The organism is Streptomyces sp. NPDC005931, assembly GCF_042871235.1.
Lineage (GTDB): Bacteria > Actinomycetota > Actinomycetes > Streptomycetales > Streptomycetaceae > Streptomyces.
This window is the reverse complement of sequence record NZ_JBIAIG010000009.1, coordinates 256,601-279,993: the sequence shown is the minus strand read 5'-3', so window position 1 is coordinate 279,993 and position 23,393 is coordinate 256,601. Positions and strand designations below refer to the sequence as shown.

22 protein-coding genes are annotated in these 23,393 nt (G+C 71.3%); 20 read left to right on the top strand and 2 right to left on the bottom strand.

Features of this window, described 5'->3' with window-relative positions; genetic code table 11:
• Window positions 1–189 precede the first annotated feature (189 nt).
• The 4 genes from dop to prcA all read left to right on the top strand — a co-directional run bounded on the left by dop (window position 190) and on the right by prcA (window position 4,173).
• Complete coding sequence (gene dop / locus ACFYOV_RS22245) at window positions 190–1,701, top strand: depupylase/deamidase Dop (protein WP_389089989.1); 1,512 nt, start codon at window positions 190–192, stop codon at window positions 1,699–1,701.
• Between the two features lie 189 nt (window positions 1,702–1,890).
• Entirely contained in the window at window positions 1,891–2,109 is a 219-nt protein-coding gene (locus ACFYOV_RS22240; RefSeq protein ID WP_388389596.1) for a ubiquitin-like protein Pup, read from the top strand.
• A gap of 390 nt (window positions 2,110–2,499) precedes the next feature.
• Window positions 2,500–3,345 carry a proteasome subunit beta gene (gene prcB / locus ACFYOV_RS22235; RefSeq protein WP_389089988.1) on the top strand — a complete coding sequence of 282 codons (846 nt, stop codon included), beginning with the start codon at window positions 2,500–2,502 and terminating at the stop codon, window positions 3,343–3,345.
• A 78-nt stretch (window positions 3,346–3,423) separates the two neighbouring features.
• Window positions 3,424–4,173, top strand: coding sequence for a proteasome subunit alpha (prcA, locus tag ACFYOV_RS22230; RefSeq protein ID WP_389089986.1), 750 nt, complete (start codon window positions 3,424–3,426; stop codon window positions 4,171–4,173).
• Between the two features lie 666 nt (window positions 4,174–4,839).
• Here the strand turns inward: prcA and ACFYOV_RS22225 are convergent.
• Complete coding sequence (locus ACFYOV_RS22225; protein WP_389089985.1) at window positions 4,840–5,898, bottom strand: LacI family DNA-binding transcriptional regulator; 1,059 nt, start codon at window positions 5,896–5,898, stop codon at window positions 4,840–4,842.
• Between the two features lie 75 nt (window positions 5,899–5,973).
• Here ACFYOV_RS22225 and ACFYOV_RS22220 point away from each other — a divergent pair, with 75 nt between their 5' ends.
• The 16 genes from ACFYOV_RS22220 (at window position 5,974) to ACFYOV_RS22145 (ending at window position 22,436) form a co-directional block, all read left to right on the top strand.
• Window positions 5,974–7,233, top strand: coding sequence for an MFS transporter (locus ACFYOV_RS22220; RefSeq protein ID WP_389089984.1), 1,260 nt, complete (start codon window positions 5,974–5,976; stop codon window positions 7,231–7,233).
• 9 nt (window positions 7,234–7,242) lie between these two features.
• Window positions 7,243–8,604, top strand: coding sequence for a Pup--protein ligase (pafA, locus tag ACFYOV_RS22215; RefSeq protein WP_359763019.1), 1,362 nt, complete (start codon window positions 7,243–7,245; stop codon window positions 8,602–8,604).
• A 153-nt stretch (window positions 8,605–8,757) separates the two neighbouring features.
• Window positions 8,758–9,738 carry an FKBP-type peptidyl-prolyl cis-trans isomerase gene (locus ACFYOV_RS22210; RefSeq protein WP_389089981.1) on the top strand — a complete coding sequence of 327 codons (981 nt, stop codon included), beginning with the start codon at window positions 8,758–8,760 and terminating at the stop codon, window positions 9,736–9,738.
• A gap of 55 nt (window positions 9,739–9,793) precedes the next feature.
• Window positions 9,794–10,165, top strand: a complete 372-nt coding sequence (locus ACFYOV_RS22205) for an FKBP-type peptidyl-prolyl cis-trans isomerase (RefSeq protein ID WP_004002537.1) — start codon at window positions 9,794–9,796, stop codon at window positions 10,163–10,165.
• Between the two features lie 129 nt (window positions 10,166–10,294).
• Entirely contained in the window at window positions 10,295–11,272 is a 978-nt protein-coding gene (locus ACFYOV_RS22200; RefSeq protein WP_389089979.1) for a helix-turn-helix transcriptional regulator, read from the top strand.
• A gap of 17 nt (window positions 11,273–11,289) precedes the next feature.
• The gene (locus ACFYOV_RS22195; RefSeq protein ID WP_389089977.1) at window positions 11,290–12,294 is read left to right on the top strand and encodes a helix-turn-helix transcriptional regulator; all 1,005 of its coding nucleotides are present in this window, start codon (window positions 11,290–11,292) and stop codon (window positions 12,292–12,294) included.
• A 79-nt stretch (window positions 12,295–12,373) separates the two neighbouring features.
• Window positions 12,374–12,667 (top strand): hypothetical protein, encoded by a 294-nt coding sequence (locus tag ACFYOV_RS22190; RefSeq protein ID WP_389089976.1) that lies wholly within the window; start codon window positions 12,374–12,376, stop codon window positions 12,665–12,667.
• A gap of 46 nt (window positions 12,668–12,713) precedes the next feature.
• On the top strand, window positions 12,714–12,908 hold the full coding sequence (locus tag ACFYOV_RS22185; protein ID WP_389089974.1) for a hypothetical protein: 195 nt from the start codon (window positions 12,714–12,716) through the stop codon (window positions 12,906–12,908).
• Window positions 12,909–13,196: 288 nt separating this feature from the next.
• Window positions 13,197–13,481 carry a Sec-independent protein translocase subunit TatA gene (gene tatA / locus ACFYOV_RS22180; protein WP_389089973.1) on the top strand — a complete coding sequence of 95 codons (285 nt, stop codon included), beginning with the start codon at window positions 13,197–13,199 and terminating at the stop codon, window positions 13,479–13,481.
• Window positions 13,482–13,529: 48 nt separating this feature from the next.
• Window positions 13,530–14,477, top strand: a complete 948-nt coding sequence (gene tatC / locus ACFYOV_RS22175; protein WP_389089971.1) for a twin-arginine translocase subunit TatC — start codon at window positions 13,530–13,532, stop codon at window positions 14,475–14,477.
• Between the two features lie 64 nt (window positions 14,478–14,541).
• Window positions 14,542–17,400 carry a DEAD/DEAH box helicase gene (locus tag ACFYOV_RS22170; protein WP_389089970.1) on the top strand — a complete coding sequence of 953 codons (2,859 nt, stop codon included), beginning with the start codon at window positions 14,542–14,544 and terminating at the stop codon, window positions 17,398–17,400.
• Between the two features lie 430 nt (window positions 17,401–17,830).
• Complete coding sequence (locus ACFYOV_RS22165; protein WP_389089968.1) at window positions 17,831–19,465, top strand: sensor histidine kinase; 1,635 nt, start codon at window positions 17,831–17,833, stop codon at window positions 19,463–19,465.
• Window positions 19,462–19,869, top strand: coding sequence for a roadblock/LC7 domain-containing protein (locus ACFYOV_RS22160; RefSeq protein ID WP_389089966.1), 408 nt, complete (start codon window positions 19,462–19,464; stop codon window positions 19,867–19,869). Before ACFYOV_RS22165 ends, ACFYOV_RS22160 begins: the two co-directional genes overlap by 4 nt.
• A complete protein-coding gene (locus ACFYOV_RS22155) occupies window positions 19,866–20,267 on the top strand; it encodes a DUF742 domain-containing protein (protein ID WP_389089965.1) in 402 nt (133 codons plus the stop codon). Before ACFYOV_RS22160 ends, ACFYOV_RS22155 begins: the two co-directional genes overlap by 4 nt.
• Window positions 20,248–20,868 (top strand): ATP/GTP-binding protein, encoded by a 621-nt coding sequence (locus ACFYOV_RS22150; RefSeq protein WP_389089963.1) that lies wholly within the window; start codon window positions 20,248–20,250, stop codon window positions 20,866–20,868. Before ACFYOV_RS22155 ends, ACFYOV_RS22150 begins: the two co-directional genes overlap by 20 nt.
• A 65-nt stretch (window positions 20,869–20,933) precedes the next feature.
• On the top strand, window positions 20,934–22,436 hold the full coding sequence (locus tag ACFYOV_RS22145; RefSeq protein ID WP_389089962.1) for a cytochrome P450: 1,503 nt from the start codon (window positions 20,934–20,936) through the stop codon (window positions 22,434–22,436).
• Here ACFYOV_RS22145 and ACFYOV_RS22140 read toward each other — a convergent pair.
• Window positions 22,430–23,389: an RluA family pseudouridine synthase gene (locus ACFYOV_RS22140; protein WP_389089961.1), complete on the bottom strand. Its 960-nt coding sequence runs from the start codon at window positions 23,387–23,389 to the stop codon at window positions 22,430–22,432. The genes ACFYOV_RS22145 and ACFYOV_RS22140 overlap by 7 nt on opposite strands.
• Window positions 23,390–23,393 lie beyond the last annotated feature (4 nt).

Here is a 23,393-nt window from a genome sequence, read left to right as displayed (position 1 = left end):
TGTTTTTCGGGGCCACGGCTGGAGCACAGTAATGACGCAAATGATCTCCCCACCAGCGCAAAGGCGTTCTAGGCTCTTCCGTACCGCCGAGTCGCGCAGTGCGGGGACGGGCACCGCACACGCACCGGAGCGCCAGCGGTACTTGAGCAGCGCCCCCGACCGGGGACGCCGCCGGGCAAGGAGGGCCGCATGACCGTACGGCGAGTAATGGGCATCGAGACGGAGTACGGGATCTCCGTCCCCGGCCACCCCAACGCCAATGCCATGCTCACCTCGTCCCAGATCGTGAACGCCTACGCGGCGGCGATGCACCGGGCCCGCCGGGCCCGCTGGGACTTCGAGGAGGAGAATCCGCTGCGGGACGCGCGAGGCTTCGACCTCGCCCGCGAGGCCGCCGACGCCAGCCAGCTCACCGACGAGGACATCGGCCTGGCCAATGTGATCCTCACCAACGGGGCACGGCTCTACGTCGACCACGCCCACCCCGAGTACAGCGCCCCCGAGGTCACCAACCCGCGCGACGCCGTGCTCTGGGACAAGGCGGGCGAGCGGATCATGGCCGAGGCCGCCGAGCGGGCCGCCCAGCTGCCCGGGGCCCAGCCGATCCACCTGTACAAGAACAACACCGACAACAAGGGCGCGTCCTACGGCACGCACGAGAACTACCTGATGAAGCGGGAGACCCCCTTCTCGGACATCGTGCGCCACCTGACGCCGTTCTTCGTCTCCCGCCAGGTGTTCGCCGGCGCGGGCCGCGTCGGCATCGGCCAGGACGGCCACGAGCACGGCTTCCAGCTCAGCCAGCGCGCGGACTACTTCGAGGTCGAGGTCGGCCTCGAGACGACGCTGAAGCGCCCGATCATCAACACCCGCGACGAACCGCACGCCGACGCGGAGAAGTACCGCCGGCTCCACGTGATCATCGGCGACGCGAACCTGTCGGAGATCTCGACGTACCTGAAGCTCGGCACGACGTCGCTGGTCCTGTCGATGATCGAGGAGGGGTTCATCGCCGTGGACCTCGCCGTCGACCAGCCGGTACGGACCCTGCACCAGGTCTCGCACGACCCCTCCCTGCAGCAGCTCGTCACGCTGCGCAACGGGCGGACGCTCACCGCGGTCCAGTTGCAGATGGAGTACTTCGAGCTGGCCCGCAAGTACGTGGAGGAGCGTTTCGGGACGGACGCCGACGAACAGACCATGGACGTCCTGACGCGCTGGGAGGACACCCTCACCCGCCTGGAGAACGACCCGATGAGTCTGGCCGGGGAGCTGGACTGGGTCGCCAAGCGGGAACTCATGGAGGGCTACCGGCGCCGGGACGGCGTGGACTGGGACGCGGCCAGGCTGCACCTGGTCGACCTCCAGTACGCCGACGTGCGCCCCGAGAAGGGCCTCTACAACCGCCTGGCGGCCCGCGGCAGGATGAAGCGGCTGCTGGGCGAGGCCGAGGTCGAGCGGGCCCGTACGAAGCCGCCGGAGGACACCCGCGCGTACTTCCGCGGGCGCTGCCTGGAGCAGTACGCGGACGACGTCGCGGCGGCCTCCTGGGACTCGGTGATCTTCGACCTGCCGGGCCGGGACTCCCTCCAGCGGGTCCCAACCCTGGAACCGCTTCGCGGAACGCGTAATCACGTCAAGGAGCTCCTGGACCGCTGCCGCACTGCGGAAGACCTGGTCAGGGTGCTGTCCGGGGGGTGATCGCGGGCGGAGCGGGTATCCGGGGGTAACCGGAAGGGCAGGCCGGACAGGGTGGAAAATCCCTGGCCCGGGAATCATCGAGATGGTCCCCGCAGGTTGGAGCAACTGCGGGGGCACGGTCGGACCCGGCTTGTAGGGTCTGATCTTGACCGAGCAACTGTGTCGGGCGAACCGAGCGGGGTGAGGGTGATGGCGACCAAGGACACCGGCGGCGGACAGCAGAAGGCCACCCGGTCCACGGAGGAGGTCGAGGAGCAGGCGCAGGAGGCGCAGGGCTCCGAAGACCTCAAGGAGCGTCACGAGAAGCTGTCGGACGACGTGGACTCCGTGCTGGACGAGATCGACGACGTCCTCGAGGAGAACGCCGAGGACTTCGTGCGGTCCTTCGTTCAGAAGGGTGGCCAGTAGCCCCCGGGGCGTGTGAGGGGCAGGCGGATCGGCGGGTGCTGCGCGCGGTGCGGTGAGGTGGTGCCGCGCGCGGCTTTCGCCTTCTGACGCCCGGTCCCGCGGAGTCCGCACGTGCGGCGGAGTCCCGTGTCCCGCACGAGACGAGTTCTCGCACGGGTCCGGCCGAGCTCCCTGCGCAGAGTCCGGCGGAAATCCGCGTGAGTCCGGCGGAGTCCCGCACGAGTCCGGCGGACCTCTCTTCCCACGAGTCGTGCAGAGCATGTGGATCACCGCCTCGGGACGGGTAGGGTCCGTGGCATACCGCGCTCCGGCCGTACCATCCGACCGGGGCAGTTGCAAGGATCGGCCCGACGTCACAGGGCGGGCTGCCGCATACGTGGAAGGAATCGCGTGGAAGCCAACACTCGCAGCACCGGGCGTCTACCAGCTGCCTTCCTGACGCCAGGGTCTTCCTCCTTCATGGACTTCCTCTCCGAGCACCAGCCCGAACTGCTGCCGGGCCGCAGGAAGTTGCCACCCGTCCAGGGAGCGATCGAGGCGCCGCACGGCACCACCATCGTGGCCGTCATCTTCCCCGGCGGCGTGGTGCTCGCCGGTGACCGACGGGCCACCATGGGCAATGTCATCGCCCAGCGGGACATCGAGAAGGTGTTTCCCGCCGACGAGTACTCGGCCGTCGGCATCGCCGGCACGGCGGGTCTGGCGGTGGAGATGGTGAAGCTGTTCCAGCTGGAGCTGGAACACTTCGAGAAGGTCGAGGGCACCCAGCTGTCCCTCGAGGGCAAGGCGAACCGGCTGTCGACCATGATCCGTTCCAACCTCGGCATGGCGATGCAGGGGCTGGCCGTGGTGCCGCTGTTCGCCGGGTACGACGTGGACCGGGAGAAGGGGCGGATCTTCTCCTACGACGTCACGGGCGGGCGCTCCGAGGAGCAGGGGTACGCGGCGACGGGCTCCGGCTCGATCTTCGCGCGCGGCGCCATGAAGAAGCTCTACCGTGACGACCTGAGCGAGGACGAGGCCACCACGCTGGTGGTGCAGGCCCTGTACGACGCGGCAGACGACGACTCGGCGACCGGTGGTCCCGATGTCGCCCGCCGGATCTATCCGATCGTCACCGTGATCACCGAGGACGGGTTCCGCAGGCTCACCGAGGACGAGGCGTCCGGGATCGCGCGGTCCGTGCTGGAGCGGCGCCTGGAGCAGCCGGACGGTCCGCGGGCCTCGCTGCTGTAGGCGGCGGGCGCGGTTCCCCGTGAGTGCTTTCTCTTTGAGGGTGGTCCAGTGACTTCGACAGAAAGGGACGGATAACCGGTGTCGACGCCGTTCTATGTCTCACCTCAGCAGGCCATGGCCGACCGGGCGGAGTACGCCCGCAAGGGCATCGCCCGTGGCCGCAGCCTGGTCGTGCTGCAGTACGCCGACGGCATCGTGTTCGTCGGCGAGAACCCGTCCCGCGCGCTGCACAAGTTCAGCGAGATCTACGACCGGATCGGCTTCGCCGCGGCCGGTAAGTACAACGAGTACGAGAACCTGCGGATCGGGGGCGTGCGGTACGCCGATCTGCGGGGCTACACCTACGACCGGGACGACGTCACCGCCCGGGGTCTGGCGAACGTGTACGCGCAGACGCTGGGCACGATCTTCTCGAGCGCGGGGGAGAAGCCGTACGAGGTGGAGCTGGTGGTGGCCGAGGTCGGGGAGACCCCGGAGCAGGACCAGATCTACCGGCTGCCGCACGACGGGTCGATCGTCGACGAGCACGGCTCGGTGGCGGTGGGCGGCAACGCCGAGCAGATCGGCGGGTACCTGGACCAGCGGCACCGGGACGGGATGTCGCTGGCGGAGGCGCTGAAGCTGGCGGTGCAGTCGCTGTCGCGGGACACGAACGGCAGCGAGCGGGAGATTCCGGCGGAGCGGCTGGAGGTCGCGGTGCTGGACCGTACGCGGCCGCAGAAGCGGAAGTTCAAGCGGATCACCGGGCGGCAGCTGGCGCGGCTGCTGGAGGCCGGGGGAGCGGAGACGGCGTCCGAGGCGGAGGCGGAGGCCGACGAGGAGGAGTAGGCCGTGCGGGGCGGTGGGGGTGCGCGTGTGATGCCTGCGGCGCCTGTGCGGGTTCGGTGGGGGCGGGTGCAGCGCCCTCGGTTCGGTGGTGGGGCGGGGCCGGGTCGGGGGTGTCCGTCCTCGGTCCGGCGCGGAGTCGGTCGGCCGGGAAGCGGGGGCGTTGACGCGCCGGCCGCTGCGGGCGGGCACCCCCGCCCCGTCCCCTTCCCGCCGTGGGCGGCCGCCCCGACGCCCACTGTGCCCGTGTGTGGTGCGCCGGGTGCGGCTTCACCCTCGTCCACTGTGGCCTTGTGCGGCGTGCCGGGTGCGGCTACTGGGCTCCGTCCCTTCCCGTCATGGGCGGCTTGGGCGGCGTCCATCGTGCCCGTGTGTGGCTACTGGGCTCCTCCCTTTTCCGCCGCGTGCGGGTCATCCGCGCCCGGTGGCCCGGGCCGGTCTCCTGCTGTGTGCGGCTACTGGGCCCAGCCTCCGTCGGCAGCCGTAACGTCTCTCCGCGGGTGGTACCGCACGTCCGCGGGCAGTCGTGGGGCCAGGGGGCCGGGCTCGAGCGACGTCGAGAGCGGGAGCGGGCGGCGCGGCGCATCCCGGTGGCCCGGGCTGCTCGGCCATCGCCGGCCGCCGTCGACAGGGGGCAACCGGTCTGCGCACCGCGTCGCCGGGTGCCTGTCAGCGCCGGGTGGAGGCCGGGCCCGTCGAGCCTCTCACGACCAGGCTCACCGGGATGTCGCCGGCCTCGGGGGTGCGGTCGTCCAGCACCGCCATGAGGGCCTGCATGCCGCGTTCGCCGAAGAGTTCCGCGTCCAGGCGGACCGTGGTCAGCTCGGGGTCGATCGCCGTCGCCAGGGCCAGGTCGTCCAGGCCGGTGACGGAGAGGTCGCCGGGGACGCGCAGTCCCAGGCGGCGTGCCGCCTTGTACGTGCCGGCCGCCAGTTGGTCGTCGTCGCAGACGACCGCGGTGGGGCGGTGGGAGTGGGACAGCGCCACCTCGGCCGCGGCTTGCGCGCCCTTGATGGAGATCGGCGACCTGGCCGTACGCAGGGACGTGCCGGGGACCCGGGCCAGCCGGGCGGCCAGTTCTCGGGCCCGTACCTCGAAGGTCCAGGACGCCACGTCCGCCGCGAGGTGCAGGAAGCGGCGGTGGCCCAGGGCCAGCAGGTGCTCGGTGATCTGGCGGACGCCGTCGGCGATGTCCAGGTTGACCGTGGCCGCGCCCAGTGTGGCGTCCGGGTCGCTGTCCAGCATCACCAGCGGCAGCTGGTCGCCGCGGATCGCGCTGAGGGCGTCGGCGGCCATCGAGGACGCGATGACGCCGTCCAGGGCCGCCTCTGCGGATGCGAAGGGGTCGCGGGCGGGGCCGATGCCCTCGGGGGAGGGGTAGAGGACCACACCGAAGCCGTGCTGTGAGGCGATGCGGGCGGCGCCCGTGTAGACGCCCGCGAAGAACTCCGTGGTGAGCGCCGGGACCACCAGCAGGACCGTACGAGTGCGGCCCAGGCGCAGATTGCGGGCGGCGAGGTTGGGGCGGTAGCCCAGCGTGCGGGCGGCCTCGCGAACGCGCTGGGCCGTGGACTCGGAGACGCGGCCGCGCCACTTGTCGCCGAGGACGAGGGAGACCGCGGCCTGGGAGACGCCGGCGGCCTGGGCGACGTCCCGGCTCGTGGGGCGGGTGCTGGCTCGTACCACGGTCGGGCCGCTCCTTGGTCTGGACTGGTGAACAGCGGACATGGTACGTATGGAGGAGCTAGTTATACGTAAAACCCGAGGTTCGGCGGACACCGCGACGTGATGGAGGGCTCGGCTTTGGCCACGGGATACCTGGAGATCCTCCGCGCGCGGCACGCCACCCGGCTGCTGGTGGGCACCCTCGTGGGGCGGCTGCCCAACGCGACCGCCGCCATCGCCATCGTGCTGTTCGTGCGCGCGGAGGGCGGGACGTACAGCCTGGCGGGTGCCCTGGCGGCGGTGTACGGCGTCGCCAACGCGGTGGGGCAGCCCGCGCTCGGCCGGCTGGTGGACCTGCACGGGCAGCCGCGGGTGCAGCTGCCCGCCGCGGTGCTGTCGGCACTGGCGATGGCCGTCTTCGCCTTCGCGGGCGTCGAGCCCGCAGCGGTGGCGTACGCGTCCGTGGCGGCCGCGGGGCTCTTCACGCCACCGCTGGAGGGTGGGCTGCGGGCCCTGTGGTCCTCCGTGCTGCCCAAGGAGGACCACGTGCACCGGGCGTACGCGCTGGATGCCGTGGCGCAGGAGGTGATGTTCACCGTCGGGCCGCTGCTCGTGACCGTCTGCGTCTCGGTGTGGTCGGCGCAGGCCGCCCTGCTGGTGCTGAATCTCATCGGCGTGCTGGGGGCGCTGTCGGTCGTCGTGTCGCCGCCCTCGCGCGCGTGGCGGTCGGCGCCGCGCGCGGCGCACTGGCTGGGTGCCCTGCGCTCGCCGGGTCTGCTGGCGCTGCTGGGCGCCTTCCTGTTCGTGGGGATGGCCCTCGGCTCCATCACCGTGGCGTCGGTCCCCTACGCGGACGAGCACGGCGGCGACCACGTGTACGGCTGGCTGATGGCCGGCATCGGGCTCGGCGCGCTCATCGGCGGCACGGTGTACGGGGCGCGGCAGTGGGGCGGCGCCCCCGCACGGCGACTTCAGGTGCTGGTGGCCCTGCTGGCGGTGTGTTACCTGCCGCTGACGCTGATGCCGGGGGTCGTGACGATGACGTTGCTCACCGTGGTCGCCGGTCTCTTCCTCGCGCCGGCCATCGCCTGCGCCTTCGTGCTCGTCGACCGGCACGCTCCGCGCGGGACGGTCACCGAGGCGTTCTCCTGGCTGGTGACGACGTTCACCGTGGGCGCGTCCGTAGGAACGGGCCTCACGGGCCCGGTCGTCGAGGCGGGCGGGGCCTTGTGGGGCTTCGCCGTGCCGGGGGCCGCGGGCGGTGTGTCGCTGCTGGTTTTGATCGCCACAGGACGGGTACTCGCAGGTCCCGCCGGAAGAGGGGTCGTTGCCGCCCGTTCGGAAAATGATCCGAACCGTGCCGTCGAACCCCGTTTCAGCTCGGGGGATCGGGCGTAATGTTCCCTCATGGACCGCCGCATTTTCGGGCTGGAGAACGAGTACGGCGTCACGTGCACGTTCAGGGGACAGCGCCGCCTGTCGCCTGACGAGGTGGCGCGGTACCTCTTCCGCCGTGTCGTGTCATGGGGCCGCAGCAGCAATGTCTTTCTGCGAAACGGCGCCCGCCTCTATCTCGACGTCGGGTCACATCCGGAATACGCCACACCCGAATGTGACAACGTGACCGAACTGGTCACCCACGACAAGGCCGGCGAGCGCATTCTGGAAGGACTCCTGGTAGACGCGGAACGACGCCTGCACGAGGAGGGAATCGCGGGCGACGTCTACCTCTTCAAGAACAACACCGATTCGGCGGGCAACTCCTACGGCTGCCACGAGAACTACCTCGTCGCCCGGCACGGGGAGTTCTCCCGACTCGCGGACATCCTCATCCCGTTCCTGGTCACCCGCCAGCTGCTGTGCGGCGCCGGCAAGGTGCTCCAGACGCCGCGCGGCGCCGTGTACTGCGTCAGCCAGCGGGCCGAGCACATCTGGGAGGGCGTCTCCTCGGCGACCACCCGCTCCCGGCCGATCATCAACACTCGTGACGAGCCGCACGCCGACGCGGAGCGCTACCGGCGCCTGCACGTCATCGTGGGCGACTCGAACATGTCCGAGACGACCATGCTGCTCAAGGTCGGGGCCACCGACCTGGTGCTGCGCATGATCGAGGCGGGCACCGTGATGCGCGACCTCACCCTGGAGAACCCCATCCGGGCGATCCGCGAGGTCAGCCACGACATCACCGGGCGCCGCAAGGTCCGCCTGGCCAGCGGCCGGGAGGCCTCCGCCCTGGAGGTGCAGCGCGAGTACTACGAGAAGGCGCTGGACTTCTGCGAGCGCCGCGGCATCCGCACCGGCACCGTCGAGCAGGTGCTTGAGCTGTGGGGCCGCACCCTGGACGCGATCGAGACCGAGGACCTCGACCGCATCGGCACCGAGATCGACTGGGTCATGAAGTACAAGCTTCTCGAGCGGTACCGGGCCAAGCACAACATGACCATGTCGCATCCGCGGGTCGCCCAGATAGACCTCGCCTACCACGACATCCACCGGCGTCGTGGCCTGTACTACCTGCTCGAGAAGAAGGGACAAGCGGCGCGGATCTGCAACGACTTGAAAATCTTCGAGGGCAAGTCCGTGCCGCCGCAGACCACTCGGGCCCGCCTGCGCGGCGACTTCATCCGCAGGGCCCAGGAACAGCGCCGTGACTTCACGGTCGACTGGGTCCACCTGAAGCTGAACGACCAGGCGCAGCGCACCGTGTTGTGCAAGGACCCGTTCCGCTCCGTGGACGACCGGGTGGAGAAGCTGATCGCCGGTATGTGACGGTCCGGCCGGCGTGCCCGATGCCCGCAGGTTCTCAGGGCCTGCGGGCATCGGGCGCCTCTGCGCGGCCGCGTCCCCCCGGTGAGCCGTGTGCGCGGCGGACAGGTCGTAGAGTGGCGGGATCGCCCCCCACTCCCGAGCCCAGTTGGACTGATGAACTACAACACGAAACGCCGCGTCGCGGCGCTGCTGGCCGTGCCCGCCCTGCTGATCACCGCCGCGTGCGGATCGGACGACGACAGCAAGGGTGATGCGGCGGGAGGCGTCGCCAAGGTCGAGGGGAAGCTCGGGGAGAAGCCCGAGATCTCCGTGCCGAAGGACGGGGACCCGTCCGAGAAGACCCTCGTCGAGACGGTCTCGGAGGGCAGCGGGGCCGCGATCAAGGCCTCCGACTTCGTCCGGCTCGACTGGACCGTCGAGAAGTGGGGTGGCGACCAGGAACTGGGCGGCACCTGGGCCGCCGCGCCGGCCGGCGACAAGGCGCCCCGGCGGCAGTCCATCGAGCAGATCGGCAAGCCGAGCCAGCAGCTGCCCGCCAAGGTCCTCGACGCCGTGAAGGGCAAGAAGCCCGGCAGCCGGATCCTCGTCCAGGGCACCGCGGGCGACCTGATCGGCGAGAACCTGAACCCCTCCTCCGGCATCTCCGCCGACGACGTGCTGATCTGGGTGGTCGACCCGGTAGGCGCCGCCCGCGTCGACGCCAAGGCCGAGGCCGAGGGCGAGCAGGCGGCCTCCGAGGCGGGCCTGCCGGAGGTGAAGGCCCCGTCGCAGAAGGCGGCGACCATCACCCTCCCCCAGGGCACCAAGGCTCCCAAGGACCTCGAGCAGCAGGTCCTGATCAAGGGCGACGGCAAGAAGGTCGAGGCCGGCCAGGGGCTCATCGCCCAGTACACCGGGGTCAAGTGGGAGGACGGCAAGAAGTTCGACTCCTCCTGGGACCACGGCGGTGCCACCGCCTTCCAGATCGGCAACGGGTCCGTCGTGGCAGGCTGGGACCAGGGCCTCGTGGGCAAGAACGTGGGCGACCGGGTCCTGCTGGTGATCCCGCCCTCCCTCGGCTACGGCGCCAGCCCCAACAGCGAGCTGGCCAAGAACACGCTGGTCTTCGTCGTGGACATCCTCGGCGCCGTCTGACCCCGGCGTCTGTGAGACTGTCCCCGACGCAGGTCACGCAACAAGGAGAGATGAAGTGAGCATCGACAAGCCCGAGATCGACTTCCCGGGCGGCGAGCCCCCGGCGGACCTCGAGATCAAGGACATCTGGGAGGGCGACGGCCCGGTCGCTCAGGCCGGACAGACCGTGACGGTCCACTACGTGGGCGTGGCCTTCAGCACCGGCGAGGAGTTCGACGCCAGCTGGAACCGAGGCACCCCGTTCCGCTTCCCGCTCGGCGCCGGCCGCGTCATCAAGGGGTGGGACCAGGGCGTGCAGGGCATGAAGGTCGGCGGGCGCCGCCAGCTGACCATCCCCGCCCACCTCGCCTACGGCAACCAGAGCCCGACCCCGGCGATCAAGCCCGGTGAGACCCTGATCTTCGTGGTCGACCTGCTCGGCGTCTGACCGTCGCACGACCGGACCCGATCACCTGGGGCCCATGCCTGTCCGGGCATGGGCCCTCGGCTTTTGTCAGGACACCCCTGGGCGGTACGGTCATCGGTCGTAAGCACCATAGGGAGGCGAAGCGCGTCGATGGCCATTGCCAAGGCCGAGCGGCTGATGAACCTGGCGCTGTGTCTGCTGGGGACGCGGCGGCCGCTCAGCAAGCGCGAGCTGCGCGAGTCGATCGAGGCCTACGCCGAGGCCTTCGGCCCGGACCGGGGCGCGACCGGCTCGGACGACTCGTTCAACCGCATGTTCGAGCGGGACAAGGACGACCTGCGCGAGCTCGGTCTGGTCATCGAGACGGTCGAGAACCTCGACGGCGAGGTCGGCTATCTGGCCCGACGCGACAGCAACCGCCTCCCGCCCATCACCCTCGACGCCGAGGAGGCCGCCGCCCTCGGCCTCGCGGCCAAGGTCTGGCAGCAGGCCCGGCTCGCCGGCGCGGCCAGCGGCGCCCTGCAGAAACTGCGCGCCGCAGGCCTCCCCGAGGACGTCGACCCGTACGGGGCCCACGGTGCGCTGGAGCCCCGCATCCCCGTGCACGAGGCGGCCTTCGAGCCGCTGATGCTGGCCTGCCGCGATCGCCGCCCCGTCGTCTTCGACTACCGCAAGGCCAATGCCGCACAGCCCGAGCAGCGGCACGTCGAGCCGTGGGCGCTGGAGTGCTGGCGCGGCCACTGGTACCTGGCGGGCTGGGACCGCGACCGGGGCGCCGAGCGGGTCTTCCGCCTCTCCCGGATCACCGGCAAGGTGCGCTCGCGCGCCGGCCGCTTCACCGCCCCCGTGCCCGACGTCGTCACCGTGCGCGAGACCGTCGCCGGCTGGGCGGGGGAGACCGCCGACCGCTCCGCGCGGATCCGGCTGCGCTCCGGCTCCGGCTACCCCCTTCGCGCGAAGGCCACGGCGGTGCGGGAACTCGCCGAAGGGTGGGACGAGTTGGAGATTCCGTACGGGCACGGTCTGGATGCCTGGCTGGTGGAGTTCGGTCCGGACGTGGTGGTCCTGGAGCCCGCCGAGCTGCGGGCCGACGTGGTGGACCGGCTGCGCGCCGTGGCCAAGGGCTGAGGGGGACGGAAGAGAACGTGGCAGGCAAACCGGTCAGGCCCGTGAACGCCATCGACCAGACCCGGCGGATGCTCTCCCTGGTGACGTATCTGCGGGAGCGGCCCGGTGCCCGCATCGAGGACGTGGCGCGCGCCTTCGGCATCACCGAGGAGGAACTGGTCTCCGACCTCGACGTGCTGCCCATGTGCGGCACCAGCTTCCGCGGCGGGGATCTGCTCGACATCGACACCGACGGCGAGCGCATCTGGTGGCACAACGTCGCCGCCCTCGGCGCGGAGGCGGCGGAACCGCTGCGGCTCGCTGCTGACGAGGCCACCGCCCTGCTGGTCGCCGCTCGCGCGGTGGCCACGCTGCCCGGACTGCGCGAGAGCGACCGGCAGGCGTTGCTGCGAGCCACCGCCAAGGTGGAGGCCGCGGCCGGCGAGGCGGCCGGCGCCAGCTCCCGGCTGTCGGTCACCTTCGAGTCGGAGGGTGGCGTCTTCGCCGACGTCGACCGCGCCATCGCCGAGCGCCGCAGACTGTGGATCCGGTACTACTCACCCGCGCGCGACGAGGTCACCGAGCGCGAGATCGACCCGATCCGCCTGGTCAGCGTCGGCCACACCTATGTCGAGGCGTGGTGTCGGCGCTCCGAGGCGCGCCGTACCTTCCGGCTCGACCGGGTCGCCGAGATCAAGATCCTCGACGAGCCCTCCGCGCCGCCGGAGATCGAGCTGCGGGACCTGTCGGAGGCGCTGGTGCAGCCCGCGGCCGAGGATCCTGAGGTCGTCGTCGAGGTCGGGCCGGGCGGGCGGTGGGTCGCCGAGTACTACCCGCACGACAGCGCCGAAGAGCTTCCCGACGGCGGCCTGCGCATCACCCTGCGCACCCCCGATCCGGCCTCGCTGAAGCGGCTGGCGCTGCGACTCGGGCGCGACGGCCGGATCGTCGAGCCGTACGAGCTCGCCGAGAGCGCCCGGCGGGCGGCCCGCGAGGCGCTGACGGCGTACGACGGCGTCGAGGCGGTCGAGGCGGCCGGATGAACGGACGGCCCGCGGAACACGCGGCAGGCGACCGGCGGGACGGCCGGCACGGGCAGAACGACAGGCAGGAGCGAGGGCTTTGAGCGAGTCGGCGACGTCTGGTGCGCGGGGCATGACGGTGGCGTCCGCGTTCGCCGGGATGCGGGGCGTGGCCCCGGTCGTGTTCCGGGCGGGCTGCCCGGACTGCCGGGGGCGCTTCGAGCTCGCGGCGAGCGCCCTGCGGCTGGCCATCGGCGCCAGCAGCCGTACGACCTTCTACTCGTTCACCTGCCCCGAGTGCGGCACCGCCGTGCGCAAGCCGGCGGGGGAGCGGATCGTCGAACTGCTCACCGGCGGCGGGGTCAGAACACTGCGGCTGCACTCGACGCTGTAGGCGGCCCGGCGCCGCGGCCCCGGCGGGACGCGTTAGGCTCGCCCCCATGTTCTGGCCGATGTTCGCGATTGCCGTGGGGTTCCTGGGTCTGCTGGTGCTCGGGGTCTGCGCCGTCCGGGTCTTCGTCGAGGCGGAGCGGCTCGGCAGGCAGGTCGCGGACTCCACACGGCGGATCAACCGGGCCGCCGAGGACCTGGAGCGCGCGGCGGCCGGCGCGGCCCGCTCGGCGGAAGCGCTCTGACCGTCCCCGTGTGGCCGCTCCCGGACCGTCCAGCGGTGACCGCTCCCGGACCGTCCCACGGTGACGCGCTGCGCCTGTCCGCCCTGTCACCCGCCGGGTGCCGACAGGTACGCTGCTGATCGCGGCCCGGAGAACGAGGCGCGGACCGCGGACGGGAGTACGCACAGGGATTGCCCCGCGTTCACCCCTGAGCGTTACGATCGCTGACAACGGGATCGTTTCGGACACACGTCCGACCGGTCGGACAGCACCCCCACCCCAGCAGCCTCGGTGAGAAGGTAAAGACTTATGTTCGGAAGGCTCGGAGCTCCCGAGATCATTCTCATCCTCGTCGTCATCATCCTGCTGTTCGGCGCGAAGAAGCTTCCGGACATGGCGCGGTCGCTCGGCAAGTCCGCCCGCATCCTCAAGAGCGAGGCGAAGGCGATGAAGGAGGACAGCAAGTCCTCCGCGCCTGCCGACCCGCCGGCCACCGGCGAGCAGCCCCCCGCGCAGCGCACCATCCAGGCGGCCCCCGGCGACGTGACCAGCTCCCGCCCGGTCACGGAGCCGACGGACACGACCAAGCGCTGACCGAAGGACCGGCGGACTCCGGTCCCCCGCACGAGACGAGGACGTGGGTTGCTCAAGTCTGCCCGCACAACGGAGAAGGATCCGGAGGGGCGCATGCCTCTCGCGGAGCACCTTCGCGAGCTCCGCAACCGGCTCGTGAAGAGTCTCGTGGCGATCGCTGTGGCGACGGTGATCACGGCCTTCTTCTACAAGGACATCATTGAGTTCTTCACGGATCCCATCCTGAGGGCGGTGGGGTGCGAGTACAGCTTCGCCGAGCTGTCGAAGGACACCAGCGAGACCAAGTGCGCGCGGATCGTGCAGAACGGCCTGCTGAGTCCGTTCACGCTCGCCCTCACGGTCGCGCTGTCGTCGGGCGTGGTCCTGGCCACCCCGGTGTGGCTCTACCAGCTCTGGGCCTTCGTCGCGCCGGGGCTGCACCGCCACGAGAAGAAGTACGGCCTCGCCTTCGTGGCCGCCGGGTTCCCCCTGTTCGTCCTGGGGGCGTACTTCGCCTACTGGTCGCTGCCGAAGATGGCTTCGGTGATGCTCGAGTTCGCCATCATCGGAAGCGACAATCAGCTGCCCCTCGACGACCTCCTGCAACTGATCATGCGGATGATCGTCGTCTTCGGGCTCTCCTTCGAGCTGCCGCTGCTGCTGGTGATGCTCAACTTCGGCGGGGTGCTGTCCGGCGAGAAGATGGCCGGCTGGTGGCGCGGCATGATCCTGGGCATCACGCTCTTCGCGGCGATCGCCACCCCCAGCACCGACCCGATCTCCATGCTGGCGCTGGCGGGCCCCATCTGGATCCTGTACTTCGCCGCGGCGGCGGTCGCCCTGCTCAACGACCGGCGCCGGGCCCGCCGTGACGCGCTGCGCCCCGCCGACGACGAGGCGTCCGAGCTCGACCTCACGCCCGAGGACATCGGCGCCGTCGAGCCCGTGAGCACCGCCCGCGTCCTGCCCGAGCAAGCCGGCCCGGAGCGGGTGAACGGCTACGACGACGTGACCTGACGACGTGACCCGGCGGCGCGACCGGCCCGGCTGCCGCGGCACCGGCCGGGAACGCCCTCGGTTAATGATCGTCCGGTTGTCGGTGCGGCCCGGTACGCTCGAAAGCACGATGACTCAGGACCTCTCACCGGCCGAGCGGTACGCGGCAGCACGCAGGCGCGCTGCCGAGCAGGCCACCGCGCTCGCCTCCTTCCGCGAGATGTACGACTTCGGTCTCGACCCGTTCCAGATCGAGGCATGCCGGGCGCTCGAGGCGGGCAAGGGCGTGCTGGTCGCCGCGCCCACCGGCTCCGGCAAGACGATCGTGGGCGAGTTCGCCGTCCACCTCGCCCTCCGGCAGGGCAAGAAGTGCTTCTACACGACCCCCATCAAGGCGCTGTCGAACCAGAAGTACGCGGACCTGTGCCGCCGCTATGGCACGGACAACGTGGGCCTGCTCACCGGTGACAACAGCGTCAACTCGGCCGCCCCGGTGGTCGTGATGACCACCGAGGTGCTGCGGAACATGCTGTATGCCGGTTCCCAGACGCTCCTCGGTCTCGGGTACGTGGTCATGGACGAGGTGCACTACCTCTCCGACCGCTTCCGCGGCGCGGTGTGGGAGGAAGTGATCATCCACCTCCCCGAGTCGGTGACCCTGGTGTCACTGTCGGCGACCGTGTCCAACGCCGAGGAGTTCGGCGACTGGCTCGACACCGTCCGCGGCGACACCGAGGTGATCGTCTCCGAGCACCGGCCCGTGCCGCTGTTCCAGCACGTGCTCGCCGGGCGCCGGATGTACGACCTGTTCGAGGAGGGCGAGGGCCACCGCAGGGCCGTCAACCCCGACCTCACGCGCATGGCCCGCCTGGAGGCGAGCCGCCCGTCCTGGGGCGACCGCCGGCGCGGGCGCAACGGCATGCGGGAGGCCGACCGGGAGCGGGAGCGCCGGCAGCGGTCGCGGGTGTGGACGCCGAGCCGGCCGGAGGTCATCGAGCGGCTCGACGCCGAGGGCCTGCTGCCCGCCATCACCTTCATCTTCAGCCGCGCCGCCTGCGAGGCCGCCGTCCAGCAGTGCCTGTACGCGGGACTGCGGCTCAACGACGAGGAGGCGCGCGAGCACGTCCGCTCCCTCGTCGAGGAGCGCACCGCCTCCATCCCGCCCGAGGACCTGCACGTCCTCGGCTACTACGAGTGGCTGGAGGGCCTGGAGCGCGGGATCGCGGCCCACCACGCGGGCATGCTGCCGACGTTCAAGGAGGTCGTCGAGGAACTCTTCGTGCGCGGTCTGGTGAAGGCCGTGTTCGCGACCGAGACCCTCGCCCTCGGCATCAACATGCCCGCCCGCTCGGTGGTGCTGGAGAAGCTGGTCAAGTGGAACGGCGAGCAGCACGCCGACATCACCCCCGGTGAGTACACGCAGCTCACCGGGCGGGCCGGCCGGCGCGGCATCGACGTCGAGGGGCACGCGGTCGTGCTCTGGCAGCGCGGCATGAACCCCGAGCAGCTCGCGGGACTGGCCGGCACGCGCACGTACCCGCTGCGCTCCAGCTTCAGGCCGTCGTACAACATGGCGGTCAATCTGGTCGAGCAGTTCGGCCGGCACCGTTCGCGCGAGCTGCTGGAGACGTCGTTCGCGCAGTTCCAGGCGGACAAGTCGGTCGTCGGCATCTCGCGGCAGGTGCAGCGCAACGAGGAGGGACTGGAGGGCTACAGGGGCTCCATGACCTGCCACCTCGGGGACTTCGAGGAGTACGCGCGCCTGCGCCGGGAGCTGAAGGACCGCGAGACCGAGCTGGCCCGGCAGGGCGCGGCGCAGCGCCGCGCGGAGGCCGCCGTGGCCCTGGAGAGGCTCAAGCCCGGCGACGTCATCCACGTGCCCACCGGCAAGTACGCCGGACTGGCCCTGGTGCTCGACCCGGGACTGCCCGCCGGGCGGTCCAACGGCCACCGCGGCGTGGAGTACCACGACGGTCCGCGCCCGCTGGTGCTGACCGCCGAACGACAGGTCAAGCGGCTGGCGTCGATCGACTTCCCGGTGCCCGTCGAGGCGCTGGAGCGGATGCGCATCCCCAAGTCCTTCAACCCGCGCTCCCCGCAGTCCCGTCGCGACCTCGCCTCCGCGCTGCGCACCAAGGCCGGGCACATAGCGCCGGAGCGGCACCGCAAGCGTCGCTCGGAGGCGGCCGACGACCGGGAGATCGCCCGGCTGCGCAAGGCGCTGCGCGCCCATCCCTGCCACGGGTGCAGCGACCGCGAGGACCACGCCCGCTGGGCCGAGCGCTACTACCGGCTGCTGCGCGACACCTCGCAGCTGGAGCGGCGCATCGAAGGCCGGACGAACACCATCGCCCGCACCTTCGACCGCATCGTCGCGCTGCTGACCGAGATGGATTATCTGCGCGGCGACGAGGTCACCGAGGACGGCAAGCGGCTCGCCCGGCTCTACGGCGAGCTGGACCTGCTGGCCTCCGAGTGCCTGCGCGAGGGCGTCTGGGAAGCGCTCGGCCCGGCCGAGCTCGCCGCCTGCGTCTCGGCGCTGGTGTACGAGGCGCGGGTCGGCGACGACGCGATGGCCCCCAAGCTGCCCTCCGGCAGGGCCAAGGCCGCGCTCGGCGAGATGGTCCGCATCTGGGGGCGGCTGGACGCTCTGGAGGAGGAGTTCCGGATCACCCAGACGGAGGGCGTGGGCCAGCGCGAGCCCGACCTCGGGTTCGCCTGGGCCGCCTACATGTGGGCCTCCGGCAAGGGCCTGGACGAGGTGCTGCGGGAGGCGGAGATGCCGGCCGGCGACTTCGTGCGCTGGTGCAAGCAGGTCATCGACGTGCTCGGCCAGATCTCAGCCGCGGCACCGGCCGTCGAGGGCTCGACGGTCGCCAGGAACGCCCGCAAGGCCGTGGACGGCCTACTGCGCGGAGTGGTCGCCTACTCGTCCGTGGGCTGACCCTTCGGCCCTCCGCCGCTCCGCCGGTCCCGTACGCCCCGAAGCCCGGTGCGCCCCCAGCGCGCCGGGCTTTCGCGTCCGGTGCGCCGCCCGCGCGGGCATGGCGCGGGGACGGGCTGGGCAGGATCCGAGTCCAACGTCACTCATGACGGTGAGTGATGTTCGTACGGGCATCCGCCGTTACGCCATGTGTGTGAACGGTCCCTCAGTGTGCAAATAGGCCTGAGAGTACTCCTGTCCCGAGCCCGTTTCCGGCACTTGCTGAATATGACATGGCGATGATCCGGTCGGACTAAGCTCGCCCGCAGCGCACCGAGTTGGGATGAATTCGTGCGCTCGTTCCCATTTCTGTGGAAGATCCCCCCTGTTTCATGATCCATTCCCCTGCACGTACCCCCGAACACCAGCCGATTCCTTTCAGAGGGCCCACATGGTGAGTGTCCAATCCCCTCCCGGCCGCCGTGAACTTCCTTACGCGCGCGTGCTGTTGTTGCCGGCGATACTGATGGCCGCGGCGACCGGGGCCGCTGTCGCCCTGGTGACCGAGCCCGCCCGGACCGCCGTCGGCGTGTGCGGCACCATCGCCACGCTGCTGGTGATCGTCACGGCGGGTGAGGCCGCGCGCCGCGGCCGGACGCTGCGCGACGCGCGCGCCGAGCACGAGCGTCACCGTGCGTATCTGGAGGCGCGGATCGCCGCCCACGACACGGAGACACTGCACTTCGCGAAGGAGGTCGTGCCCGCCGCCCTCGACCACCTGCACCGCGGCAACTCGCCGCGCGAGGTGATCCGCGACCTGGCGCAGCTCGACCCCGCCTGGCAGAACCTGCCGGAGTACCAGGTCCGGCTGCTGCGGACGACGCTCCAGATCATCGACGACGAAGAGGCCCTGCGCGAGTCCTCCCAGCGCTCCTTCGTCAGCATCGCCCGCCGCGTCCAGGCCATCGTCCACCAGCAGGCCAAGGAACTGCGGGAGATGGAGGAGGACCACGGCCGCAATCCCGAGGTCTTCGACGACCTGCTGCGCATCGACCACGGCACCGCGCTGATCGGCCGCCTCGCCGACTCCATCTCCGTCCTCGGTGGTGGCCGGCCCGGACGGCAGTGGCCCCAGCCGGTCGCGCTCTACAGCGTGCTGCGCGGCGCCATGTCCCGCATCCTCGAGTACCGCCGCATCGACCTGAAGTCCATCGCCAAGGTCAACGTCAAGGGCATCTCCGTGGAACCTGTCATCCACGCCGCCGCGGAACTCCTCGACAACGCCACCCGGTACTCGCCGCCCCACACCAAGGTCCATGTCACCGCCGTGGAGGTGCAGACCGGCGTGGCGATCGAGATCGAGGACGCCGGAGTCAGCCTCGACGAGGAGGCCCGCGCCCGGATCGAGGGCATGCTGGAGCGCGCCAAGGCGGGCATCGACCTCCAGGACCTCGGGGACAGCCCGCGCCTCGGCCTCGCCGTCGTCGGCCGGCTCTGCTCCGCCTACAGCATGCAGGTCTCGCTGCGCGCCTCGGCCTACGGCGGCGTCCGCGCCGTCCTCGTGGTGCCGAGCGACATGCTGACCAGCGAGCCCGGCGTCGGCCTCGCCCACGGCATCGGGGCGACCGCGGTGCCCCAGCAGGTCGACGCCCTCCCGGGGCCCGAGCGGGCGCCCAAGAGGCGTCGCCCCACCAGTCCGCGCGTCCCGGCCACGGTCGCCCCGGAGGACGACCTGCCCGAGGTCACCGAATGGACCGCGAACGGCCTGCCCCAGCGCCGCAGCCGGATGAAGACCCCGTTGACCCAGCGCTACGCCGAGCAGGCCGCCGCCGAGCGGGCCGAGCGGGAGGCCGCCGAGCGCGGGGAGACGTACCGGTCGCCCTGGTCCACGCCCGCGCCCGAGCCGGAGCCGAAGAAGGACGACCGCGAACCCGGGCTGTGGGTCGACGCCTTCTGGGAGGGCCTGAAGAAGGACCTCGAACCGGGCGTCCACCCGACCGACTTCACCCGGAACCCCACCGCCTACCTGCATCTGATCAACGAACCGGCCCGCACCGAGGCCGATGACGAGGGGGACCCCAAGTGATCCAGCAGCGAGCCAACTTCGACTGGATGCTCAAGGAACTCGCCGACGGCGTACCGGGCGTCGAGATGATCGTGGTGCTCTCGGCCGACGGCCTGCGCATCGCGCGCTACGGCGGAGAGCCGGACGCCGCCGACCGGGTCGCCGCGGCCTGCGCGGGCGTGCAGAGCCTCGCCGGCGCCGTCGCCCAGGAACTGCCGGGCAGCGACGGCGAGATGAAGATGGTGCTCATCGAGATCAACGGCGGCTACTTCTACCTGATGGCGGCCGGCGCCAACGCCTATCTCGCCGTGCTCTCCGACATGACGTGCGAGCCGGGCCGGATGGGCGCCATGATGCGCGACCTCGTGGTGCGCATCGGCGCCCATCTGACCAGTCCGCCCCGACGGAACGGCCAGACCGTATGACTCCTCCGCAACGCCAGAGGCGCACTTCCCAGGAGGAGCCCCCTCCCCGGCCGGCCCAGGGCAAGGAGGGCGGCGGCAACCCGGAGCGGCTTTACGTCGTCGCCGGCCCGGACGGCGACCGCGCGGACCTCGACCTGGTGACCCTGATCGTGGCCCGCTCCCCGGACCCGCCGCCCTCCGCCACCCCCGAGCAGGCGGCGCTGCTGCGGCTGTGTGCCGCCCCGCTGTCCGTGGCCGAGCTCTCGGCCTACCTCAACCTGCCGTTCAGCGTGGTGACCGTCCTGCTCACCGACCTGCTGGCGGCACAACTGGTGCAGGCGCGCGCCCCGATCGTCCGCCAGGCGCTCCCCGACCGTTCCCTTCTCGAAGCGGTGATGCATGGACTTCAAAGGCTCTGAGACCGTCCCGGGCCCACGAACCGAGGACCGGTTGCCGCACACGGCACAGGCCGCGGTGAAGATCGTGATCGTGGGCGGATTCGGGGTCGGCAAGACGACCATGGTCGGTTCGGTCAGCGAGATCAGACCGCTGACCACCGAGGAGACCATGACGCAGGCCGGCATCGGGGTCGACGACAACTTCGGATCCGCGTCGAAGACGGCCACCACCGTGGCGATGGACTTCGGCCGCATCAAGATCACCGACCAGCTGGTGCTGTACCTCTTCGGCACCCCGGGCCAGGAGCGCTTCTGGTTCCTGTGGAACGGGTTGTTCGAGGGGGCGCTCGGCGCGGTCGTGCTCGTCGACACCCGCCGCCTCGAGGTCAGCTTCGACGTCATGGGACGCCTGGAGGAACGCGGCGTGCCCTTCGTCGTCGCCGTCAACTCCTTCCCGGACGCGCCCCGATACCCCCTCGGAGAGCTGCGCACGGCCCTCGATCTGCCGGAGGACGTCCCGATCATGGAGTGCGACGTGCGGCGCCGGGCATCCAGCCGTGACGTCCTGACGACCCTCATGCGGTTCCTGCACTCGCTCGCCATGACCGGCTCCCTCACCTGACGCCGCGCACCGCCGCGCCCCACCCCACGGCCCCTGCTCTTCCCTCAGTTTCCGGAGCGACCACTGTGACGCCTGACTCCCACTCCCCGACCACGGACGCCCCCCGGCTCGGCCCGCCCCCCGGCTGCCCCGCGCACGGCCTCGGCCCCGGGGGGCTGCACCGGCTGCACGAGGCGGAGGACCTGAAGAAGCTCTACGAGGAACTGCGCGCCGAACACGGCCCGGTCGCGCCCGTACTGCTGCACGACGACGTGCCGGTGTGGGTGGTCCTCGGCCACGCCGAGAACCTGCACATGGTGCGCACCCCCGCGCAGTTCTGCCGGGACAGCCGCATCTGGTCGCCGCTCAGGGAGGGTCTGGTCAAGCCCGACCACCCGCTCATGCCGCACATCGCCTGGCAGCCGATGTGCTCCCACGCCGAGGGCGACGAGCACAAGCGGCTGCGCGGCGCGATCAACACCGCCATGTCGACCATCGACTTCCGCAGCCTGCGCCGGCACATCAACCGCTACACCCAGCGCCTCGTCAACCGGTTCTGCGAGGAGGGCGAGGCGGAACTCGTCTCCCAGTACGCCGAGCACCTGCCGATGGCCGTGATGTGCCACGTCCTCGGCATGCCCGAGGAGTACAACGACCGGATCGTCGAGGCCGCCCGCGACATGCTCAGGGGCACCGAGACCGCCATCGCCAGCAACGCCTACATCATGGACGCGCTGGGCCGGCTCACCGCCCGCCGCCGGGCCAGGCCCGAGGACGACTTCGCCAGCCACCTCGTCCTGGACCCCGCGGAACTGACCGACGACGAGGTCCGGGAACACCTGCGGGTGGTACTCATCGCCGCCTACGAGGCCACCGCGAACCTCCTCGCTAATGTCCTGCGCACGGTGCTGACCGACCCGCGTTTCCGCGCCCAGCTCAACGGCGGGCAGATGACGGTGCCGGAGGCCGTGGAGCAACTGCTGTGGGACGAGCCGCCGTTCAGCACGGTGTTCGCCTACTTCGCCAAGCAGGAGACGGAACTCGGCGGGCAGCGCATCCGCCGGGGCGACGGACTGCTGTTCGCGCCGGCCCCGGCCAACGTCGATCCGCGGGTGCGCCCGGACCTGTCGGCCAACATGCAGGGCAACCGCTCGCACCTCGCCTTCGGCGGCGGGCCGCACGAGTGCCCGGGACAGGACATCGGCCGCGCCATCGCGGAGGTCGGCGTCGACGCGCTGCTGATGCGGCTGCCCGACGTCGAACTCGACTGCCCGGAGGAGGACCTGGCGTACACCGAGTCCATCGCCTCACGGCACCTCGTGGCGCTGCCGGTGTCCTTCACCCCCCGGCCGCCGCAGGACGTGACCCAGCGCCCGAACCACCATCCCCAGGGCGCACCGCAGTCCGAATGGCACATCGGCGCGCCCGCACCGCGCCCGGCGCAGCCCCTGCCCGAGCCGTCCCCGCCCGAGCAGCTCACCGTCCCCCCACCCCAGCAGGCACCGCCGCCACCCGCACCGCCGGCGCCGGAACCGGAGCGGCCCCGGGGCGCGTGGCAGCGCCTGGTGCGCTGGTGGCGTGGCTACTGACCGGCCGCCCAGTCCTCGTACGCGGCCCACGCCGCGAGCACCCGGCGGCTGCGGAAGCGGTGCTCGGCACCCGTCACCGGGTCGGTGAACTCCAGGGCCCGCGCGAGCAGTTGCAGCGGGCGCCGGAAGTCGCCGGCCGGGACGGGGCCGGTCACCTCGGGATAGAGCGGATCACCGAGGATCGGCACGCCCAGGGCGTTCATGTGCACGCGCAGCTGGTGCGTCTGCCCGGTGCCGGGCACCAGGCGGTACCGGCCCAGGCCGTCCTGCCGGTGCTCGAGCAGTTCGACCCGGCTGACCGCGTTCGGCTCGCCCTCGACCACCTGGGCGGTGAGCACTCCGCGTTCCTTCACGATGCGGCTGCGCACCGTCCGGGGGAGCCCCAGCGCGGGATCGTACGGGGCGACGGCCTCGTACTCCTTGCGCACCCGCCGGTCGCGGAACAGCGTCTGGTAGGCGCCGCGCTCCTCGGGGCGCACCGTGAACAGCAGCAGGCCGGCGGTGAGCCGGTCGAGCCGGTGCGCGGGGCCGAGTTCCGGGACGCCGAGCTCGCGGCGCAGCCGGGCGAGGGCGGTCTCGGCGACATGGCTGCCGCGCGGGGTGGTGGCCAGGAAGTGCGGTTTGTCGGCGACGACGATGTGCTCGTCCCGGTGCACGATCTCCAGCGGGAACGGCACCGGCACCTCGGCGGGCAGCTCCCGGTGGAACCACACGAACGTCCCCGGCGTGTACGGGGCGTCCGCCGCCACCGCCCGCCCGTCGGCCCCCACGATCAGCCCGGCGTCGAACATCCCGTCGACGACGCCGGCCCCGGCCGCCAAACGCTCCACGAGATGCTCCCGCACCGTGCCCCAGGTGCCCCCGGCGGGCAACCGCACCCGTACGGGGTCCACCCCGTGCCGCTGCGGCAGGGGGGAGGGCGGGATCCGGCGCTTGCGTCTCACAGGGGGCAAGGGT

Coding starts and splice junctions, on each gene's coding strand:
- dop (WP_389089989.1), top strand. CDS start 190: ATGACCGTACGGCGAGTAATGGGCATCGAGACGGAGTACGGGATCTCC.
- ACFYOV_RS22225 (WP_389089985.1), bottom strand. CDS start 5,898: ATGTCCGCTGTTCACCAGTCCAGACCAAGGAGCGGCCCGACCGTGGTA.
- pafA (WP_359763019.1), top strand. CDS start 7,243: ATGGACCGCCGCATTTTCGGGCTGGAGAACGAGTACGGCGTCACGTGC.
- ACFYOV_RS22240 (WP_388389596.1), top strand. CDS start 1,891: ATGGCGACCAAGGACACCGGCGGCGGACAGCAGAAGGCCACCCGGTCC.
- ACFYOV_RS22200 (WP_389089979.1), top strand. CDS start 10,295: ATGGCCATTGCCAAGGCCGAGCGGCTGATGAACCTGGCGCTGTGTCTG.
- tatA (WP_389089973.1), top strand. CDS start 13,197: ATGTTCGGAAGGCTCGGAGCTCCCGAGATCATTCTCATCCTCGTCGTC.
- ACFYOV_RS22210 (WP_389089981.1), top strand. CDS start 8,758: ATGAACTACAACACGAAACGCCGCGTCGCGGCGCTGCTGGCCGTGCCC.
- ACFYOV_RS22185 (WP_389089974.1), top strand. CDS start 12,714: ATGTTCTGGCCGATGTTCGCGATTGCCGTGGGGTTCCTGGGTCTGCTG.
- ACFYOV_RS22165 (WP_389089968.1), top strand. CDS start 17,831: ATGGTGAGTGTCCAATCCCCTCCCGGCCGCCGTGAACTTCCTTACGCG.
- ACFYOV_RS22170 (WP_389089970.1), top strand. CDS start 14,542: ATGATCGTCCGGTTGTCGGTGCGGCCCGGTACGCTCGAAAGCACGATG.
- ACFYOV_RS22155 (WP_389089965.1), top strand. CDS start 19,866: ATGACTCCTCCGCAACGCCAGAGGCGCACTTCCCAGGAGGAGCCCCCT.
- ACFYOV_RS22150 (WP_389089963.1), top strand. CDS start 20,248: ATGGACTTCAAAGGCTCTGAGACCGTCCCGGGCCCACGAACCGAGGAC.